The organism is Mycolicibacterium diernhoferi (assembly GCF_019456655.1).
GTDB classification, from domain to species: Bacteria; Actinomycetota; Actinomycetes; order Mycobacteriales; family Mycobacteriaceae; genus Mycobacterium; species Mycobacterium diernhoferi.
The window spans coordinates 2506363-2523347 of record NZ_CP080332.1 but is presented as its reverse complement, the minus strand read 5'-3'; the positions used below and the strand labels follow the sequence as shown (position 1 = coordinate 2523347).

At 69.8% G+C, this 16985-nt stretch carries 16 protein-coding genes; 5 read left to right on the top strand and 11 right to left on the bottom strand.

What is annotated here, in order from left to right; translation table 11 throughout:
• Positions 1-4 precede the first annotated feature (4 nt).
• Positions 5-1639: a CocE/NonD family hydrolase gene (locus K0O62_RS11885; RefSeq protein ID WP_073857397.1), complete on the top strand. Its 1635-nt coding sequence runs from the start codon at positions 5-7 to the stop codon at positions 1637-1639.
• Here the strand turns inward: K0O62_RS11885 and K0O62_RS11880 are convergent.
• Entirely contained in the window at positions 1628-2185 is a 558-nt protein-coding gene (locus tag K0O62_RS11880) for a DUF1802 family protein (protein WP_073857396.1), read from the bottom strand. The genes K0O62_RS11885 and K0O62_RS11880 overlap by 12 nt on opposite strands.
• Entirely contained in the window at positions 2182-2445 is a 264-nt protein-coding gene (locus K0O62_RS11875; protein WP_073857395.1) for a DUF2277 domain-containing protein, read from the bottom strand. The genes K0O62_RS11880 and K0O62_RS11875 overlap by 4 nt, the downstream gene beginning before the upstream one ends.
• A 45-nt stretch (positions 2446-2490) precedes the next feature.
• Between K0O62_RS11875 and K0O62_RS11870 the strand changes: the two genes are divergently transcribed.
• Both K0O62_RS11870 and K0O62_RS11865 read left to right on the top strand, forming a co-directional pair.
• A complete protein-coding gene (locus tag K0O62_RS11870; protein ID WP_073857394.1) occupies positions 2491-3243 on the top strand; it encodes an enoyl-CoA hydratase in 753 nt (250 codons plus the stop codon).
• Between the two features lie 203 nt (positions 3244-3446).
• On the top strand, positions 3447-4406 hold the full coding sequence (locus tag K0O62_RS11865) for an alpha/beta hydrolase (RefSeq protein WP_073857393.1): 960 nt from the start codon (positions 3447-3449) through the stop codon (positions 4404-4406).
• Here the strand turns inward: K0O62_RS11865 and K0O62_RS11860 are convergent.
• The 7 genes from K0O62_RS11860 to rimP all read right to left on the bottom strand — a co-directional run bounded on the left by K0O62_RS11860 (position 4403) and on the right by rimP (position 12262).
• On the bottom strand, positions 4403-5746 hold the full coding sequence (locus tag K0O62_RS11860) for an MATE family efflux transporter (RefSeq protein WP_073857392.1): 1344 nt from the start codon (positions 5744-5746) through the stop codon (positions 4403-4405). The two genes, K0O62_RS11865 and K0O62_RS11860, sit on opposite strands and share 4 nt — an antisense overlap.
• Positions 5709-6707 (bottom strand): DHH family phosphoesterase, encoded by a 999-nt coding sequence (locus K0O62_RS11855; protein WP_073857391.1) that lies wholly within the window; start codon positions 6705-6707, stop codon positions 5709-5711. Before K0O62_RS11855 ends, K0O62_RS11860 begins: the two co-directional genes overlap by 38 nt.
• Before the next feature lie 192 nt (positions 6708-6899).
• Entirely contained in the window at positions 6900-7385 is a 486-nt protein-coding gene (gene rbfA, locus K0O62_RS11850; RefSeq protein WP_073857390.1) for a 30S ribosome-binding factor RbfA, read from the bottom strand.
• 2 nt (positions 7386-7387) lie between these two features.
• Positions 7388-10210, bottom strand: a complete 2823-nt coding sequence (infB, locus tag K0O62_RS11845; RefSeq protein ID WP_220045502.1) for a translation initiation factor IF-2 — start codon at positions 10208-10210, stop codon at positions 7388-7390.
• Between the two features lie 78 nt (positions 10211-10288).
• Positions 10289-10552 carry a YlxR family protein gene (locus tag K0O62_RS11840; RefSeq protein ID WP_308214417.1) on the bottom strand — a complete coding sequence of 88 codons (264 nt, stop codon included), beginning with the start codon at positions 10550-10552 and terminating at the stop codon, positions 10289-10291.
• Positions 10553-10718: 166 nt separating this feature from the next.
• Positions 10719-11723 (bottom strand): transcription termination factor NusA, encoded by a 1005-nt coding sequence (nusA, locus tag K0O62_RS11835; RefSeq protein ID WP_073856166.1) that lies wholly within the window; start codon positions 11721-11723, stop codon positions 10719-10721.
• Positions 11720-12262 (bottom strand): ribosome maturation factor RimP, encoded by a 543-nt coding sequence (gene rimP / locus K0O62_RS11830; RefSeq protein ID WP_073856229.1) that lies wholly within the window; start codon positions 12260-12262, stop codon positions 11720-11722. Before rimP ends, nusA begins: the two co-directional genes overlap by 4 nt.
• A 155-nt stretch (positions 12263-12417) precedes the next feature.
• Here rimP and K0O62_RS11825 point away from each other — a divergent pair, with 155 nt between their 5' ends.
• Together K0O62_RS11825 and K0O62_RS11820 are read left to right on the top strand one after the other, a co-directional pair.
• The gene (locus K0O62_RS11825) at positions 12418-12951 is read left to right on the top strand and encodes a hypothetical protein (protein WP_205870718.1); all 534 of its coding nucleotides are present in this window, start codon (positions 12418-12420) and stop codon (positions 12949-12951) included.
• Entirely contained in the window at positions 12948-13430 is a 483-nt protein-coding gene (locus K0O62_RS11820) for a ferritin-like domain-containing protein (RefSeq protein WP_073856165.1), read from the top strand. The genes K0O62_RS11825 and K0O62_RS11820 overlap by 4 nt, the downstream gene beginning before the upstream one ends.
• Here K0O62_RS11820 and K0O62_RS11815 read toward each other — a convergent pair.
• Together K0O62_RS11815 and K0O62_RS11810 are read right to left on the bottom strand one after the other, a co-directional pair.
• The gene (locus K0O62_RS11815) at positions 13427-15184 is read right to left on the bottom strand and encodes a proline--tRNA ligase (RefSeq protein ID WP_073856164.1); all 1758 of its coding nucleotides are present in this window, start codon (positions 15182-15184) and stop codon (positions 13427-13429) included. The two genes, K0O62_RS11820 and K0O62_RS11815, sit on opposite strands and share 4 nt — an antisense overlap.
• Before the next feature lie 260 nt (positions 15185-15444).
• Positions 15445-16935 carry an MFS transporter gene (locus tag K0O62_RS11810; protein ID WP_234800057.1) on the bottom strand — a complete coding sequence of 497 codons (1491 nt, stop codon included), beginning with the start codon at positions 16933-16935 and terminating at the stop codon, positions 15445-15447.
• Between the last annotated feature and the right edge of the window lie 50 nt (positions 16936-16985).

The following is a 16985-nucleotide window of genomic DNA, read 5'->3' as shown; positions in this document are numbered from 1 at the left end:
CGGGGTGAGCCCACGACCCTCGTATCTCGGCCGGCACGCGCTGAGCCGGGCACTGCAGTTGCCCACACCGACCAACGACTACGTGGTGCACCGGCGGGTGCGGATCCCGATGCGCGACGGTGTCGAGTTGCTCGCCGACCACTACGAGCCACGGACCGCGCACCCGGCCGGCACCATCCTGGTCCGCGCCCCGTACGGCCGGCGGTTCCCGTTCACCGTGCTGTTCGGCAGCATCTACGCGACCCGCGGCTACCACGTCGTGTTCCAGAGTGTGCGCGGCACTTTCGGCTCCGGGGGCGAGTTCACCCCGATGGTCAACGAGGTCGACGACGGCGCCGACACCGTCGTCTGGCTGCGCGAACAGCCGTGGTTCACCGGCACGTTCGCGACCATCGGGCTGTCCTATCTGGGCTTCACCCAGTGGGCGCTGCTCACCGATCCGCCGCCCGAGCTGGCGGCCGCGGTGATCACCGTCGGGCCGCACGATTTCGCCCAATCCTCCTGGGGCACCGGGGCTTTCTCGCTCAACGACTTCCTGGGCTGGAGCGATATGGTCTCCCACCAGGAGGACCCCGGCCTGGCGCAGGCGGTCATGCGGCAGGCCCTGGCCGGGCGGCGGGTGCAGACCGCGGCGCTGGATCTCCCACTCGCCGAGGGTGGGCGCGCCCTGCTCGGGGACGGCGCGCAGTGGTACGAATCCTGGCTGCGGCCACCGCAGGACGATCCCGAGCACTGGCGCCGCCTCGGCGCCGTCGAGGCGCTGGATCGCGTCGAGGTCCCGGTGCTACTGCTGTCCGGCTGGCAGGACCTGTTCCTGGATCAGACGCTGACCCAGTACCGGCATCTGCGCGCCCGCGGTGTCCCGACCGCGCTGACCGTCGGGTCCTGGACGCACACCCAGATGATGACCAAGGGCGGTCCGACCGTAGTCCGGGAGACGCTGGACTGGCTCGGCACCCACCTGTCCGGCCGGCCCGACACCCGGCGCAATCCGGTGCGCCTGCACATCCACAACGACGGCTGGGTCGAGCTACCGGATCTGCCGACCGGTGGCGCGCACCGGGACCTGTACCTGCTGCCCGGCGGGCGTCTCGGCGAGACCGCGGGTGACGCGACCGCCTCCAGCTTCACCTACGACCCCGCGCACCCGACCCCGACCATCGGCGGCCGGCTGCTGTCCAGCAAGGGTGGGTACCGCGAGGATTCGGCGCTGGCCCGGCGCGCCGATGTGCTGGCCTTCACCGGCGAACCGCTGGCCGCCGACGTCTACACCGTCGGCACACCGGTCCTCGAGCTGACCCACCGCGCCGACAATCCGCACCACGACGTGTTCGTCCGGATCAGCGAGGTGGACGCGCAGGGTCGCTCGCACAATGTGACCGACGGTTACCGCCGGTACCCGGACGGCTCCGGCCCGGTGCGCGTCGAGCTCGACGCGGTCGCCCACCGGTTCGCGGCGGGGTCGCGGATCCGGGTGCTGGTGGCCGGCGGTTCGCACCCGCGCTACGCCCGCAATCTCGGCACCGGCGAGCCCGCGCTGTCCGGGCAGACGCTGCGCAGCGCCACCCATACCGTCACCCACGACGAGGGGTCCCGGCTGATCCTGCCGGCCGCCGACGGGCCGCCGTCAGCCCACTGAGTCGCGCACACGCCGGGCCACGCCGGCGAGCTCGTCGGCGCTGTATACCGGTGCGCCGTAACGCCTTTCGGGAACCACCAGCTGCACCCAACTGTTGCACCCGGCGTACTCGGGCCGGCGCGGCAGCCGCCGCGGTTCGACCAGCGGCCGGGCCTGCACCACCAGCACGGTCAACCGGTGCTTCGGGCGGAAGTCCAGCCGGTCCGCGCGCACCGATTCCGCGGTCCAGATGTGCAGATCGGCGATCGCGTCGATGTGTTCGGGGCGAGTGACCTCGATCGCGTCGATCACGGTCGCGCCGGCGCGCAGCACCACCGCGTCCTCGGTGCTGTCGGCGGCGTGTTTGAGCAGATCCCGGTGTTCGGGGCGCAGCCGTTCGGCGTGGCTGTGTGCGACCGTCGGGAACAGCAGGAAAGGCGCCCCCCGTGCCGGATCCACCGAGAACCGCTTCTCGTGGATACCGCCCTTGCGCAGCAGCACCGTCTGGCGGCCGTCGAGCAGGGCCCCGACCGCGGCACTCCACTCCTTGAGTGCGGGCGCGGTCACAGGCCGAGCCGGGCCCGGACCTCTGGGCGGCGCAACGGCGGCACCGTCTTCGGGGGCTGCCGGCGCGGCGGCAGTTGGGCCAGCAGTCGCCGGGTGGTCTCGGTGACCTCGGCGACGGCGGTTTCGAAGGCGTCCTCGTTGGCCGCGGTGGGTCGGGTGACGCCGCTGATCTTGCGGATGTACTGGCGCGCGGCGGCCTCGATCTCCTCGGGCGTGGCCGCGGGTTCCAGACCCCGCAGTTCGGTGATGTTCCGGCACATGGAACCCACGATAGGCCTGATCGGGATGGCGGATACGGTGAGCCAATGACATCCGTTCTGATCGTCGAGACCACCGACCGGGTTCGTACCCTGACGCTGAACCGTCCGCAGTCCCGCAACGCGTTGTCCGCGCAGTTGCGCACCGAACTGTTCGCCGCCCTGCGCGCCGCCGAGGCCGACGCGGACGTGGACGTGGTCATCCTGACCGGGGCCGACCCGGTGTTCTGCGCGGGACTGGACCTCAAGGAGCTCGGTGGCACCACCGAACTGCCCGACATCTCGCCGAAGTGGCCGGCCATGCGCAAGCCGGTGATCGGCGCGATCAACGGGGCCGCGGTGACCGGCGGGCTGGAGATCGCGCTGTACTGCGATGTGCTGATCGCCTCCGAGCAGGCCCGGTTCGCCGACACGCACGCCCGGGTCGGGCTGCTGCCGACCTGGGGGCTGTCGGTGCGGCTGCCGCAGAAGGTCGGGGTCGGGATGGCCCGGCGGATGAGCCTCACCGGGGATTACCTGTCGGCCGCCGATGCACTGCGCACCGGGCTGGTCACCGAGGTCGTCCCGCATGAGGAGCTGCTACCGGCCGCTCGCCGGATCGCCGCCTCGATCGTCGGCAACAACCAGAAGGCCGTCGGCGCCCTGCTGGACTCCTACCACCGCATCGACGCCGAGCAGACCCAGGCCGGGTTGTGGATCGAGGCCGAGGCGGCGCGGGCCTGGATGGCCGATACGTCCGGCGACGATATCGCTGCGAGCCGGTCCTCGGTCATCGAACGGGGCCGAGCGCAGGTGCGCTGAGGTCGTTCGCTGAACTGTGCCGGGCGGCAGGCTTGACCGCCGTCGAAACCGACCAGCAGGATTCGCTGTGGACGGTACCGGCACGGCGCGAGGCCGACTCGGAATCATCTCTGCCGTAACGAGACCCGGGCCCACACCGACGTATCGTGAGAGAAAGATGAGCGCGCCTCGGGGGGCTCGCCCGACAGGACGGCGGTTACCTGATGACATTTCTGCACGACCTCAAACGTCGGCTGCTGGCCGGCATGCTCGCAGCCCTGCTGCTGCCCGGGATGATCACCGTCGCCGGTCAGTCGGCGACCGCGGCGGCGTACTCGCGACCCGGTCTGCCGGTCGAGACCCTGATGGTGCCCTCGGCCGCGATGGGCCGCGACATCCCGGTGCGTTTCCAGGGCGGCGGACCGCACGCGGTGTACCTGCTGGACGGGATGCGGGCCCGCGACGACAACAACGGCTGGGACATCGAGACCGCGGCATTCGAGACGTTCTTCGAATCCGGCGTGTCGGTGGTGATGCCGGTGGGCGGCATGTCGAGCTTCTACACCGACTGGCAAGGCCCGGCCGTCGGCAACGGCCAGACCTACAACTACAAGTGGGAGACCTTCCTGACCTCCGAGCTGCCGAACTATCTGGCCGCCAACAGGGGCATCTCCCCCACCGGGAACGCCGTGGTCGGATTGTCGATGTCAGGCAGTGCGGCGCTGACGCTGGCCGCCTACCATCCCGGCCAGTTCCGCTACGCGGCCTCGCTGTCGGGCTACCTGAACCTCTCCCAGGGCGTCTGGCCGCTGCTGGTCACCATCGCGATGGGTGACGCCGGCGGGTTCAACTCGGTGGCCATGTGGGGTCTGGGCGGTGGCCCGGCCTGGCGGCGCAACGATCCCACCCTGAACGTCGGCAAGCTGGTCGCCAACGGCACCCGGATCTGGGTGTACTGCGGCACCGGCCGCCCGGGCGAGCTGGGCGGCGGCGGTGACGTGGCCGGTCAGGTGCTGGAGACCATCACCCTGGACAGCAACAAGAACTTCGCGCGGCAGTACCAGAACGCCGGCGGCACCAACGGCACGTTCAATTTCCCGCCCAACGGCACCCACGGCTGGGGTTACTGGGGCGGTCAGCTCAACGCCATGAAGGGCGACATCCAGGCCACGCTGGGCGCCTAGCCGGTACCCGCCACCAGCCAGCGCCCGGAGAAGGCACGCCAGCCGACGAACACCAGGCGCAGCACCATGAACAGGGACAGGCCGGACCAGATGCCGATCAGTCCCCAGCCGTAGGCCAGCGACAGCCAGATCAGCGGCAGGAACCCGACCAGGGCGCTGACCAGGGTGGCGTTGCGCATGAAGGTGGCGTCACCGGCCCCGAGCAGCACCCCGTCGAGCGCGAAGACGATGCCGGCCACCGTCAACTGCCCGACCAGGAACCACCACGGCACCGCGATCTCGTCGAGCACCGCGGCGTCGGAGGTGAACAGGCCCGGCAGCACCGGCGCGCCGAGCGCGAACAGCAGCGCGAACACCGCGGCCGCCGCGGTGGAGAAGATGGTGACCCGCCAGGCCACCGATTTGGCGTGCCGGAACTGCCCCGCGCCCAGCGCCGCCCCCACCAGCGATTGCGCGGCGATGGCCAGCGAGTCCAGCACCAGGGCCAGGAAGTTCCAGAGCTGCAGCACCACCTGATGGGCGGCAACGGCGGCGGCGCCGAATCGGGCCGCGACCGCCCCCGCCGACACGAAGCAGGCCTGGAAGGCCAGTGTCCGCAGGGCGAGGTCGCGCCCCATCACCAGCTGGGCACGCAGCACCGCGGGCTGCACCCGCATCCCCACCTGTTCGGCCAGCAGCGCCCGGCCGAACAGCAGTGCCGCCAGCCACTGACCGATGACGTTGGCGACCGCGGAACCGGTCAACCCCAGCTCCGGTGCGCCCAGCCAGCCGAACACCAACGTGGGACACAGGACGGCCGAGACACCGAAGCCGACCAGGACGTAGCGCAGCGGGCGGACGGTGTCCTGTACGCCGCGCATCCAGCCGTTGCCGGCCATCGAGATCATGATCGCCGGCGCCCCGAGGATGGCGACGCGTAGCCAGGGCAGCGCCGCGGCGGCGATCTCACCACCGCCGGCGATGGCATTGAGCAGCGGTACCGCGGCCGCCTGCACCGCCAGCACCACCGCGATGCCCAGGCCCAGCGCCAGCCAGCTGGCCTGCACCCCTTCGGCGACGGCCGCGCGCCGGTCGCCGGCGCCGAAGAATCGCGCCGAGCGGGCGGTCGTGCCGTAGGACAGGAAGGTCAGCTGCGAGCTGACCAGCGTCAGCACCAGACCGCCGATTGCCAGTCCGGCCAGGCTCAGCGCACCGAGTCGCCCCACCACCGCGAGATCGAAGAGCAGGTAGAGCGGTTCGGCGGCGAGCACGCCCAGCGCGGGGAACGCCAGCGCCGCGATGCGTCGGGCGGTGACGGCCTCGTCAGCCAAGAGCGTCCTGCAGGGCCGCGACCACCTCATCAGCCGAACCGGTCGTCGTATAGCCGGCGGCCTTGCGGTGTCCGCCGCCGCCGAACCGGGCGGCCACAGCCGAGATGTCCAGCGACTTCGATCGCATGGACACCGACCAGCGTTGCGGTGCGATCTCCTTGAAGACCGCCGCGACCTCGGCCTGCGCCGTGGTCCGCACGATATCGACGATGCTCTCGACTTCCTCCGCTCGCGCCTTCGCCCATTCCTCGTGTGGAACAACGGCGTACACCAGTCCACGGCCGTCCGCCGCGGCATCGATGAGCCCGGCCGAACCCAGCACACGGGACAGCATCGGCAGCCACGCGAACGGGTGGGTGTCCATCAGGGTGCGGCTGATCCCGGCATTGTCGACCCCGATGTCCAGCAGTCGCGCGGCGAGTCGATGCGCGCGGGCGCTGGCCCACCGGAAGGAGCCGGTGTCGGTGGTCAGTCCCGCGTACAGGCAGTGCGCCACCGGCAGGTCGATGGGCTTGTCCCAGACGTCCAGCAGATCCGCCACCAGCATGGTCGTCGAGTCGGCGCCGGGATCCACAAAATTGGCGGTACCGAACAGGCTGTTGGAGGCGTGGTGGTCGATGACCAGGACCTCACGCCCGCCGGCGGTCAGCTCGGCCAGATCGCCCAACCGGTTCACCGTCGGGATGTCCACCGTGACCACCAGGTCGGCGTCGCGGCGGCAGCGGTCCGGGGACACCAGCAGGTGCCCGCCGGGCAGGGTGCGCAAGGACTCCGGGAGTTCCGCCGGGGTAGCGAAGCTGACCTGCACGTCCTTACCGGCAGCCGTCGCCACCTGGGCCAACGCCAGTCCCGCGCCGATGGTGTCGGCGTCCGGGTAGACGTGCGCGATGATGACGATGGTGCGAGCACGGCTCAGCAGTTCAGCGGCCCCGCCCGCGTCGACGCGGGAGCCCACTGAGGCCGTATCAGTCATCGGATCGAGCGCCGTCATCGTTGTCCTCGGAGTCGGTCTGCTTTCGGTCCCCGCTACCCCCACCTCGGGGACCACGGTACGGGTCGATGCCACCGGATGGCACCGGCACCCTACTCATGAAAGGTCTGGCACCGCACGGCGGGATGCACACAGCACAGCGGCCGACCCGCGACATGCACGTCACGGATCGGCCACTGTGCCGATCAGAAATCAGTTCCGGCGGTCGTCGCCGGTGTCCTCGGATCCGTCCGGTTCGGCATCGTTGTCGGACGGCACCCGGTACGGGTCGGCGTCACCCGCCGGTTCCGCACCCTCGCGGATCCGGGCCAGATCGGCATCAGCCGCGCGGGCCCGGGCCAGTAGTGCCTCCATGTGCGCCGATACCTCGGGCACCTTGTCGAGCACGAAGGACAGCGTCGGAGTGAAGCGCACGCCGGTGGCGGCGCCGACCTTGCTGCGGAGAATGCCCCGCGCCCGGTCCAGCGCTGCCGCCGCCCCGTCGAAGTCCGGCTCGTCCTGCAACGTCGCCCCGCGCACCGTGTAGAACACGGTGGCGTCGTGCAGGTCTCCCGTCACCTTCGTGTCCGTGACGGTCACGAAGGCCAACGGGGGATCCTTGATCTCGAACTCGATCGCTGTAGCGACGACGGTGCCAATCCGCTTGGCCAGCCGGCGTGCGCGTGCTGGATCAGCCACGATTAGGTCCGTGCCTTCTCGACCAGTTCATAGGCCTCGATGACATCGCCTTCCTTGATGTCGTTGTAGGTCAGCGTCAGACCACATTCGTAGCCTTCGCGCACCTCGGTGGCATCGTCCTTCTCCCGCTTGAGCGACGAGATGGTGACGGTCTCTGCCACCACGATGTTGTCGCGCAGCAACCGTGCCTTGGCATTGCGGCGCATGATGCCCGACGTGACGAGGCAACCGGCGATATTGCCGACCTTCGACGACCGGAAGATGGCCCGGATCTCGGCGCGGCCGAGCTCCTTCTCCTCGTACACCGGCTTGAGCATGCCCTTGAGCGCACTCTCGATCTCGTCGATGGCCTGGTAGATCACCGAGTAGTACCGGATGTCGACACCCTCGCGGTTCGCCAGCTCGGTCGCCTTGCCCTCGGCACGGACGTTGAAGCCGATGATGATCGCATTCGAGGCCGACGCCAGGTTGACGTTCGTCTCGGTGACGCCACCGACACCGCGGTCGATGACGCGCAGCTGCACTTCGTCGCCGATATCGATGTTCATCAAGGCCTCTTCCAGCGCCTCGACGGTGCCGGAGTTGTCGCCCTTGAGGATCAGGTTCAGCTGGCTGGTTTCCTTCAGCGCTGCATCGAGATCGTCCAGGCTGATCCGCTTGCGGCTGCGTGCGGCCAGCGCATTGCGCTTGCGCGCGCTGCGCCGGTCTGCGATCTGACGGGCGATGCGATCCTCGTCGACCACCAGCAGGTTGTCGCCGGCGCCGGGCACCGACGTGAAGCCGATGACCTGAACCGGACGCGAAGGCAATGCCTCCTCGACGTCCTCGCCGTGCTCGTCGACCATGCGGCGGACACGTCCGTAGGCGTCGCCGGCCACGATCGAGTCGCCGACCCGCAGCGTGCCGCGCTGGATGAGCACGGTCGCCACCGGGCCACGGCCACGGTCCAGATGGGCCTCGATCGCCACACCCTGGGCTTCCATATCAGGGTTGGCCCGCAGGTCCAGCGAGGCGTCCGCGGTCAGCAGGACCGCCTCCTCGAGCGCCTGGATGTTGACACCGTTCTTCGCCGAGATGTCGACGAACATGGTGTCGCCGCCGTACTCCTCGGCCACCAGGTTGTACTCGGTGAGCTGCGCCCGGATCTTCTGCGGATCCGCGCCTTCCTTGTCGATCTTGTTGACCGCCACCACGATCGGCACATCGGCCGCCTGGGCGTGGTTGATGGCCTCCACCGTCTGCGGCATCACACCGTCGTCGGCGGCGACCACCAGGATCGCGATATCGGTGGCCTTGGCACCACGGGCACGCATGGCGGTGAACGCCTCGTGACCGGGGGTGTCGATGAAGGTGATGAGACGCTCGTGGCCCTCATGCTCGACGGCGACCTGGTAGGCACCGATGTGCTGGGTGATGCCACCGGCCTCGCCCTCGCGGACGTTGGCCTTGCGGATGGTGTCCAGCAGTCGGGTCTTGCCGTGGTCGACGTGACCCATGACGGTGACGACCGGCGGGCGGGACTCCAGGTCCTCTTCGCCACCCTCGTCCTCGCCGTAGGTGAGGTCGAACGACTCCAGCAGCTCGCGGTCCTCGTCCTCCGGGGACACGACCTGCACGACATAGTTCATCTCGCTGCCGAGCAGCTCCAGGGTCTCGTCACCCACGGACTGGGTCGCGGTGACCATCTCACCGAGGTTGAACAACGCCTGCACCAGCGCGGCCGGGTTGGCGTTGATCTTGTCGGCGAAGTCGCTCAGCGACGCGCCACGGGCCAGCCGGATGACCTCGCCGTTGCCGTGCGGCAACCGCACGCCACCGACGACCGGGGCCTGCATGCTCTCGTATTCGGCGCGTTTCGCCCGCTTCGACTTGCGGCCACGACGGACCGCGCCGCCGGGACGACCGAAGGCACCTGCGGCGCCACCGCGCTGACCGGGACGGCCACCGCCGCCACCGGGGCGTCCGCGGAAACCACCGGCAGCCGCGCCACCGGCACCGGCACCTGCACCGGCACCACCGCCGCCGCCTGCGCCGCCACCGCGGTAACCACCGCCGCCGCCACCGCCGCCACCGGCGCCGCCGGGACGACCACCGGGTGCCGGGCGTCCGCCCGGACCGGGACGCGGGCCACCGGGACGGCCGACCGCACCGGGACGGGCGCCGGGCGGACGCGGCGGCATGTTGCCGGGCGTCGGGCCGGGGCGCGGACCGCCGCCGGGGCGTGGGGCTCCGGGGCGGGGACCGCCGGGGCCGGCCGCCGGACGCGGCGCCGGGCGTTCAGCCGGCTGCTGCGAGGAGAACGGGTTGTTGCCGACCCGCGGGGCGCGCGGGGCGGGCTTGGGACCCGGGGTCGGGCCGGGGCGCGGACCGGGGGTCTGGGTACCGGCCGACGCGGCGGGAGCCGCCGGAGCGGGACCGGGGGTGGCGGGTGCCGGGCCCGGGGTCGCAGGCTTGGGCTCCGGGGTCTGTGCGGCCGGAGCCGCCGGTGCCGCGGGAGCGGCCGGAGCCGCCGGCGCGGGCGCCGCTGCAGCCGGGGCCGGAGCCGGGGCCGGGGGTGCCGGAGGCGCTTGAGGTGCCGGCTTCGGGCCGGGCTTGGGGCCGCCGGATGCGGCGGGCTTGCCGGGCGCCTTCGCGGCGGGCGCATCGGCGGGTGCGGCGGACTTGCCGCCACCGAACGACTCGCGCAGACGGCGGGCCACTGGGGCCTCCACCGTCGATGACGCGGATTTCACGAATTCGCCCTGATCGCTCAGTCGGGCGAGAACTTCCTTACTGGTGACACCGAGTTCTTTAGCCAACTCGTGCACACGGGCCTTACCTGCCACTACTTCTCCTCATCTGGAGGCGTCAGCGGTGGTGGGGCCGCGCCTCGGGTTTAGCTATGACGCATGGTCATCGGGACTTCACGGTGTGCTCATGTTCTTCGCTACCTGTTCTCTAACCGGTGGGCCGGATTCCTCAGCGCCATGACTGGCGTTGACGTACTCGACCACCGCGGATGTGTCCGGTGAACCGGTGATGCGCAACGCTCGGACGAATGCTCGCCGACGAAGTGCTGCTTCCAGACACTGCTGAACGGGATGCAACCATGCACCCCGCCCCGGCAGATTACCCGCTGAATCGACAATCACGGCGCAATTACCGGGCCTGTCGGGTACAGCGGCCACTCGAAGCAGTTCGACGGCCAGTTCTCGCTTCCGGCACCCCACGCACGTCCGCACCGGACCGTCAGGGCTCCGATGCGCACGAGACGGGATGACCGAAGTCTCGCGCTGGATCACGACTCAGTCTACCGTTACTGTTCGGCCAGACAGAATCGCGTGTCCGGACGGGTCACCCGGCGCCGGAATCGGGTCCCGAATCACTGCGGATATCGATGCGCCAGCCGGTGAGCCGCGCCGCCAGCCTGGCGTTCTGCCCCTCCTTGCCGATCGCCAGCGACAGCTGGAAGTCCGGCACCACCACGCGGGCCGCCCGGGTGCTCTCGTCGATGACGGTGACCGACACGACCTTGGCCGGGGACAGCGCATTGGCGACGAACCGGGCCGGATCCTCGTCGAAGTCGATGATGTCGATCTTCTCGCCGGACAGTTCGCTCATCACGTTGCGGACCCGCTGCCCCATCGGGCCGATGCAGGCACCCTTGGCGTTCAGGCCCGGGACCCGCGAGACGACCGCGATCTTGGACCGGTGACCGGCCTCGCGCGCCACCGCGACGATGTCGACCGACCCGTCGGCGATCTCGGGCACCTCCAGGGCGAACAATTTGCGGACCAGGTTCGGGTGGGTCCGGGACAGCTCGATCTTGGGCTCACGCGCCCCACGGGAGACCCCGATCACATAGCACCGCAGCCGGTCGCCGTGCTCATACGCCTCACCGGGCACCTGCTCGGCCGGCCGGATCATGCCGTCGGAGCCCTTGGCCTCGGTGCCCACCCGGACCACCACGTTGCCGCGGGCGTTCTCCCGGGCGTCACGCTGCACGACGCCGGCGACGATGTCACCCTCGTGTGCCGCGAACTCGCCGTACATCTTCTCGTTCTCGGCGTCGCGGAGCCGCTGCAGGATCACCTGCCGCGCCGTGGTCGCCGCGATACGGCCGAATCCCTCTGGGGTGTCATCCCATTCGTTGATCAGGTTGCCGTCGGCATCGGTCTCGCGGGCCATCACCTTGACCGAACCGGTCTTGCGGTCGACGTCGATGCGTGCGTCGGCCTCGTGGCCCTCGGTGTGCCGGTAGGCGGTCAGCAACGCGGATTTGATGGTCTCCACGACGATATCGACCGAGATTCCCTTATCCGCCTCGATGGCATGCAATGCCGCCATGTCGATGTTCACTCGCCGTCCCCCTTTCCAGTCTGTTCGGACAGTTCCAACTCACGCCTGTTCGGCGGTGAAAATTCAACTTGCACAATCGCTTTACTGATCTCATCGACCCGCAATCCCCGGACCTCGAAGTCCTTGCCCGCCGGGACGACGAGGTGCACCACCCCGTCGGCGGTCTGCCCGAGCCGGCCGGTCACGCTCGCACCGTCGGCCAGGGCCACCTCGACCTTGCGGCCGCGGGCGCGGCGGAAATGCTTTTCCGAGGTCAGCGGGCGGTCGACGCCGCGGGAGGTGACTTCCAGGACGTAGGGCGCGAAGTCGGTGTCGACGACATCGAGGGCCGTGGACGCCAACCGGGACAACGTCGCGACCGCATCGAGGTCGAGGCCTTCGTCGGAATCTGCGATGACGGTGACCCTGGGAGGCCGAGTGTGCGTGATCGTCACATCTTCGACTTCGTAGCCCACGCGCGCGAACTCGCCGTCGAGAAGCTCGATCACCTGCTCCCGGGTCGGGAGTCGTGCAGACCGCAGCGGGTCATCCGATGCCACGGCGAGCTCCTCATCTTGAGTTGTGCGGACGTTGTGCGGACACTTCTCCCGGCCCACCGGACCGGGGAATCGACTACCAAACGATACGCCAGCCGAGACAGTGCTTTGGCCAAACGGACCGCAGCCAAACCATCGACCCAGGCCAACATGGCAGGATGTTCGACGTGCCGAGCGCCCCACCCACCCTGAACCGGCGCAGCCTGTTGATCTCCGCGGTCCCGGCGGCCCTGGCCCTGGGACTGCTCGCCGGCAGCACGGCGTGCGCACCGCCGCCGCCCCCGGCCGATCTCGACGATCTGCGCGCACAGTTCGACCGCGCCAATGCCGACAGCCTGCTCGCCGGCGAGGCCGCCTTGGCAGCACGGGTCCCCATGGTGGCCACGCTGACCGCCATCGCCGCGGAACGGACCGCGCACGCCCGCGCACTGGCCGACGAGATCGCCAGGTTGACCGGCGAGGACGCCGCGACCACCAGCGCGACCCCAACCACCAGCACCGGCGCCACCGCAGCGCCGGCCGCCAAGCCGACCGTCCCCACGGTGGCCCGGGCGCTACGCGAATCCGCCGACGACGCCGCCCGGCTGGCCGCGCAGATGACCGGCTACCGGGCCGGGTTGCTCGGTTCCATCGCCGCGTCCTGCACGGCGTCCTACCAGGTGGCCCTCGGCGATCCGGAGAACAAGTCATGACCTCGGCCGAGCCCAGCCCGGACCCGAATCGGCCCGCCGACGCGGCGCACGCCGCCCTCTTCGATGCGGTCGCAGGCGAACACGGCGCCATCTACGGCTACGGGGTGGTGTCCGCGCACTCCACGCCCGAGGACAACGCGCTGGTCGCCGAGGCGATGGCGCAGCACCGGGTGCGCCGTGAGGAGGCGTTGGTGCTGCTCGCAGACCGCTCGGTGACCGCGCCGCTGCCGGCGCCCGGTTATCAGCTGCCGATGGAGGTCACCGACCCCGGTGATGCCGCCGAACTGGCGGTGCGGATGGAGTCCGATACCGCCACCGCCTGGCGGGCGGTGCTGGAGCAGGCCACCGACGAGCAGGACCGCGCTTTCGCGGTGACCGCGATGACCCAGGCCGCGGTGCTGGCCGCCCGGTGGAATCAGGTGCTCGGGGTCACCCCGATCACCGTCGCCTTCCCGGGCGGCCCGGAGACCGCAGGCTAGCTGCGCAGGCTGTCGGCCACCTCGGCGGCTGCGCCGTCGACCGCGAGTTCGCGGGCCTCACCGGTGAACCGGTTGCGCAGTTCGACCACACCGTCGGCCCAGCCGCGCCCGACCACCACGATCCAGGGCATGCCGAGCAGCTCGGCGTCCTTGAACTTCACCCCCGGCGAGGCGGTGCGGTCGTCGAACAGGACCTCGAACCCGAGCCGGGACAGCTCGTGGGCCAGCTCGGTGGCGCCTTCCCGGGCCCCGGCGTCCTTGTTGGCGATGACGACGTGCACGTCGAAGGGCGCGACGGCGCTCGGCCAGCGCAGCCCGATCTCGTCGTGCTGCTGTTCGGCGATGACGGCCACCAACCGGGACACCCCGATGCCGTAGGACCCCATGGTCAGGCGCACCGGCTTGCCGTTCTCGCCGAGCACGTCGGCGCCGAACGCGTCGGCGTACTTGCGGCCCAGCTGGAAGATGTGACCGATCTCGATACCGCGCGCCGAGCTGAGCGGGCCGGCGCCGTCCGGGGACGGATCACCGTCGCGCACCTGGGCCGCCTCGATGGTCCCGTCCGGGGTGAAGTCGCGGCCCGCGACCAGGCCCACGACGTGCTTGTTGGGCGCGTCCGCACCGGTGATCCAGGACGTGCCGGATACCACCCGCGGGTCGACAAGGTAACGGACACCGTTGTCCTGCAATGCCTTCGGGCCGACATAGCCCTTGACCAGGAACGGGTTCGCCGCGAAATCGGCGTCGTCGAGCAGCGCGAACTCGGCCGGCTCCAGCGCCGCGCCGAGGCGCTTCTCGTCCACTTCGCGGTCGCCGGGCACACCGATCCCGAGCAGTTCCCAGTCACCGCCGGGCTCGCAGGTCTTGAGCAGCACGTTCTTCAGCGTGTCGGCGGCGGTGACCTGGCGGCCCTCGAACCGGGCCAGGCCCGCGGAGTTGGCCCAGTCCACCAGGGTGGCGATGGTCGGGGTGTCCGGGGTGTCGTGCACCTCGGCGGCCGGCTGACCCTCGATCGGCAGTTCGTCCGGCGCCCGGGTGATCACAGCCTCGACGTTGGCGGCATACCCGGATTCCAGGCAACGCACGAAGGTGTCCTCGCCGATCTCGCTCTCGGCCAGGAACTCCTCCGACGCGCTGCCGCCCATCGCCCCGGACACCGCCGACACGATGACGTACTCGACGCCGAGGCGGTCGAAGATGCGCTGGTAGGCCTCGCGGTGGTTGTTGTAGGCGGTCTTGAGGCCGTCGTCGTCGACGTCGAAGGAATAGGAGTCCTTCATGATGAACTCGCGGCCGCGCAGGATGCCGGCGCGCGGACGCGCCTCGTCGCGGTACTTGGTCTGGATCTGGTACAGCAGCACCGGCAGATCCTTGTAGGAGGAGTACTCGCCCTTGACGGTCAGGGTGAACAGTTCCTCGTGGGTGGGCCCCAGCAGGTAGTCGTTGTTGCGCCGGTCCTGCAGCCGGAACAGGGTGTCGCCGTACTCGGTCCAGCGGTTGGTGGTCTCGTACGGCGCGCGCGGCAGCAGCGCGGGCAGCAGGATCTCCTGGCCGCCGATGGCGTTCATCTCCTGGCGGACGATGTTCTCGATCTTGCGCAGCACCCGCAGGCCCAGCGGTAACCAGCTGTAGATCCCCGGGCCGACGGCGCGGACATAGCCCGCGCGGATCAGCAGCTTGTGGCTGGGGACTTCGGCGTCTGCGGGATCGTCACGCAGGGTTCGCAGGAACAGCTCGGACATACGGGTGATCACGAGCGATCAGCCTAGTCGCGCCCCGTCCGGGCGCCGACGCACACCTCGGTGCCTTCGGCTCATCCACAGGATTCATCCACAGTGTGGAGAAATTACACGCTTGTGATTTTTCGGGCATGACCGTCGGGGGCGCACTGTCGTGGGCGCGCGCCGGGCCGGAATCGCGAACTACTTCCCGATGACCAGCCATTACCCTGCAACGCCGGAATCCAAACCTGCATTCCCACGGTTTTGTTCGACCGGTGCCCGGCCGGACGTCCTCAGTGCTCGAGCTCTCCGGCGTCGATCGCGTCCTTGACCTCTTGGGCGTGTGCGACTTCCTCGGCCGTGTACTGGATGAACAGCGCGACCGCACCGACCAGGACGGCGACCGCGGCCACCCACAGCAGACCGTAGGTGTAACCCTGATCCAGCGCGTTCAGCTGGGCGGGGTCCATGTTCTTGACCGGGCCGGTGGTGCCACCGAGGTACAGCGTCCGCGACGTGATGACGGCCTGAATGATGGCCAGCACCACCGGGCCGCCGAGGTTCTGCAGCATCAGCGCGATCGCCGAAACCGGGCCGATCTCGTCGAAGCCCACCCCGGCGATCGCCGACACGGTCAGCGGCACCACGATCATGCCGATGCCGAAGCCGCCGATGGTGATGGGCAGCACCAGGTTCGGGAAGTACGGGATGTCGCCGTGCAGTGTGGAGCCGTAGATCATGGCGGCCAGCACCAGCACACCACCGGAGATCACCAGCCAACGCGGCGCGAACCGGGACACCAGCTGCGAGGACACGCCCAGCCCGATGCCCAGTGCGATCACGAACGGGATGAACCCGATACCGGCGCGCAGGGCGCTGTAGCCCATGATGTCCTGTACGTACAGGCCGATCAGCACGGTCAGGGTGAACATCACGCCGCCGGCCAGGAAGATCGCCATGAAGGTGGCCACCCGGTTGCGGTCGCGGAACAGCGAGAACGGCACCACCGGGTTCGCCGCGGTGCGCTCGGCGTAGAGGAACGCCAGGCCGAAGATCCCGGCCGCGGCCAGCGAACCCAGCGTCAGCGGGGAGATCCAGCCCTTCTCCGGGCCCATCGAGAAGCCGAACACCGCGGCGGTGCAGGCCAGGGTGGCCAGGATCGCGCCGGCGGCGTCGAGCTTCATCCGGGCGCGGGTGGTCTCGGTCAGATGAGTGCGGGCCAGGTACAGCATGATCAGGCCGATCGGCACGTTGACCAGGAACGCCCAGCGCCACGACACCTCGGTCAGCGCGCCGCCGACGACCAGACCCATCACCGAGCCGACACCGGTCATGGCGGCGAACACGGCGGTGGCCGAGTTGCGGGCCGGACCCTTCGGGAAGGTGGTGGCGATCAACGCCAGGCCGGTCGGCGAGGCGATGGCCGCGCCGACGCCCTGCAGCAGCCGGGCGATGACGAGGGTGGCCTCGTCCCAGGCCACACCGCACAGCACCGAGGCGATGGTGAACAGCGTGACGCCGACGATGAAGGTGCGCTTGCGGCCGATGGTGTCGCCGAGGCGACCGCCCAGCAGCATCAGACCGCCGAAGGTCAGCACATAGGCGGTGATGACCCAGCTGCGGCCGGCGTCGGAAAGACCCAGCTCATCCTGGATCTTAGGAAGAGCGACGATCGCGACCGTGCTGTCCATCGTCGCGAGCAACTGCATACCGCCGATGGCGATGACGGCAGCGATGAAGTTCCAGGGCGGCAACCATGCCGGTAACCTGCTGTTTTGTCGCATATCCCCCCGGCCTACAGGTACTGGTAAGGCCCGGTTGCTGCCGTCTGCGT

What these genes read in the sequence shown, in the direction of transcription:
- K0O62_RS11875 (WP_073857395.1), bottom strand. Translation starts at nt 2,445, where the DNA reads ATGTGCCGGAACATCACCGAACTGCGGGGTCTGGAACCCGCGGCCACG.
- K0O62_RS11870 (WP_073857394.1), top strand. Translation starts at nt 2,491, where the DNA reads ATGACATCCGTTCTGATCGTCGAGACCACCGACCGGGTTCGTACCCTG.
- K0O62_RS11865 (WP_073857393.1), top strand. Translation starts at nt 3,447, where the DNA reads ATGACATTTCTGCACGACCTCAAACGTCGGCTGCTGGCCGGCATGCTC.
- K0O62_RS11860 (WP_073857392.1), bottom strand. Translation starts at nt 5,746, where the DNA reads ATGAGGTGGTCGCGGCCCTGCAGGACGCTCTTGGCTGACGAGGCCGTC.
- K0O62_RS11855 (WP_073857391.1), bottom strand. Translation starts at nt 6,707, where the DNA reads ATGACGGCGCTCGATCCGATGACTGATACGGCCTCAGTGGGCTCCCGC.
- K0O62_RS11825 (WP_205870718.1), top strand. Translation starts at nt 12,418, where the DNA reads ATGTTCGACGTGCCGAGCGCCCCACCCACCCTGAACCGGCGCAGCCTG.
- K0O62_RS11820 (WP_073856165.1), top strand. Translation starts at nt 12,948, where the DNA reads ATGACCTCGGCCGAGCCCAGCCCGGACCCGAATCGGCCCGCCGACGCG.
- K0O62_RS11810 (WP_234800057.1), bottom strand. Translation starts at nt 16,935, where the DNA reads ATGCGACAAAACAGCAGGTTACCGGCATGGTTGCCGCCCTGGAACTTC.